This window comes from Candidatus Protofrankia californiensis, assembly GCF_900634765.1.
Classification (GTDB): domain Bacteria; phylum Actinomycetota; class Actinomycetes; order Frankiales; family Frankiaceae; genus Protofrankia; species Protofrankia californiensis.
In genome coordinates, this window is the sequence record NZ_CAAAFT010000292.1 from 3,264 (window position 1) to 5,326 (window position 2,063).

Sequence of the window (2,063 nt, forward strand, 5' to 3'; positions counted from 1 at the left end):
TCGGTGGCATCCCCGTGCGCGACCTCGGTGATCCGCTCGCCGGTCGCCGGATCGTAAGTCGGGAACGTGCGCCCCGAAGCCGCCGCGACCCACTCGCCGCCGATCAGCAGCCGCTTGTCCGTCGAGACGAACGTCCGCACCGAGTCCAACACCGGCGTGTCCGCTACCGTTGTCACCCGTACCTCCTCGTACCGCAACACGAATGTGACGTGGGTCATTCTGGGCCGGGTGCTCGCGCGGTAACTGTGCAAATCCCGGACAGTACCGGAGTTACGGGCCGGTGATTCCCAGGCTTCGCATGCGGTTGTAGAGTGTGGAGCGGCTAATCCCCAGGTGTTCGGCGGCGTGCACCTTGTTGCTGCCGAACGCGCGCAGCGCCTTGATGATCGCGTCGTGCTCGGCCTGTTCCCAGGCGCTCAACCGGTGGGAGATCGCGTGCTCCCGGTACGCGGCCGGGAGGTCGCCGGGCACGATGTCGCCGGCCGAGCGGGTCTGCGCAGCAGCTCGCACCACGGCTTCCAACTCGCGCAGATTCCCAGGCCAGAGTTGGCTTTCGAGCAGGCGCAGGGCTTGCGGTGCGAAACGCGACGAGGCGCCGGGATTGCAGGCGGCCAGCATCGCCCGGGCCAGCGCGGGCACCTCGTTGCGGCGGCAGCGCAGCGGAGGCAGCTCCACTCTGGCCACGAACCGCGCCATCAGACCGGCGTGCTCGGCGGCCAGATCCGCCGGGGGCGCACCGGTCACCGCCACCCAGCTGTTCGAGTCGTCCAAGGCGTGGGCCAGCCAGACGGCCAGGGGGGGCGAGAGCAGGTGGACCGACTCCACCGCGACCAGCCCAGGATGCGTGGCCAGCAACCGCTCCAACCGCGCGCACCAGTTGCCCTCGTCGGCCACCGGCACGTCGGCGGCGTCCACCAGGGCGACCGGCTCGTCCCCGGCCAGGTAGCGCACGCTGGTGGTCCGGCCGGTGCCGGGCTCGCCGGAGATCGATACCCGGCTCCGGGACAAGCGGTACTCCTGCAGTTCCCGCTCGACGGCCGCCGGCAGCACGCCGGCGGCGATGCGTTGCTTACGGGGAACCGGGCGGCGCGTGGCCTCGACGGGGAAGATCTCGAACAGCGCGCCCGAGGACCCGGCGATCCGCTCGACCCGGACGTCGACCATGGTGCCCGAGGCGAGCCGCAGCGGCTGTGGCGCGTGCCTGGTCGTCCCGGCTTGCGACATGAGTTCGCGGAGCAGCATGTAGTCGGCCGCGTCCAGGATTTCGGCAGCCGCGGCGCTCGCCAGCACCACGCCGTCGCCGAGCGCGAGAACCGGGGACGCGCGGTGCTGCGCGGCCTGGAACGCGGCGAACAGCCGCCGCTCGGCCTCGCGCGCACCATCCAGCAGCCGCCGCTCTATGTCGCCGACCGCACGGCGCAGGAACGGCCCCAGCAGCGGGGTCGACTCCCTGGCCAGGCAGGTTATGTCCAGCACGCCCTCGATGCGGCGGGTCACCGGGTGCAGGATCGGGTGGCCGTAGCACGTGAACTTCTTGAACGCATCGAGGTAGTGCTCGGGGCCGTGCACCGCTATCCCCTTTCGCAGCTCGAAAGGCGTGGCAATGGCGTTGGTCCCGGTGTTCTTCTCGACGAACCGGCAGCCCACCCCCATACCGATACCGTCGACCACACGCTCGACCGATCGCGTGCCGAACCGGCGACTGACGATGCGCGAGTCGCGGTCGGCGAGCACGACGCAGAAGCCGGTATCGGCCAGATGCAGGGCGATCTCGTCGAGGACCGGAGTCGCTGTGCGCATCAGGCGGCTACGCCGGTCGATGTCGGCGACCGTCAACCGGTCGACCGTCTGTGCCGGGTTGAGGCCGTAGAGCTCGGCGCGCCGCCACGACTGCGCGATCTCCGGCCGCGAGGGTTGCGCGCCCCGCCGGTCGTGCGTGACGTCGGGAGGCATCGACACTGTTCACCCCCGGTGTCCGGCCGTTTCGCCGCATTGTCGGGGGCCGGCCCGGGTATGTCGACACCCCTGTTCGGGGGTAATCTACAGGGCGCACCGCCACTCGT

General features: G+C 70.6%; 1 protein-coding gene and 1 pseudogene. Both read right to left on the bottom strand.

Annotated features, from left to right (window positions below; all coding sequences use genetic code 11):
• Positions 1-218 (bottom strand): annotated as a pseudogene (locus DD1DGNOD_RS30880) (betaine-aldehyde dehydrogenase); the annotation flags it as partial.
• Between the two features lie 52 nt (positions 219-270).
• Positions 271-1,953, bottom strand: a complete 1,683-nt coding sequence (locus DD1DGNOD_RS15650; RefSeq protein ID WP_131770459.1) for a sigma-54-dependent Fis family transcriptional regulator — start codon at positions 1,951-1,953, stop codon at positions 271-273.
• Positions 1,954-2,063 lie beyond the last annotated feature (110 nt).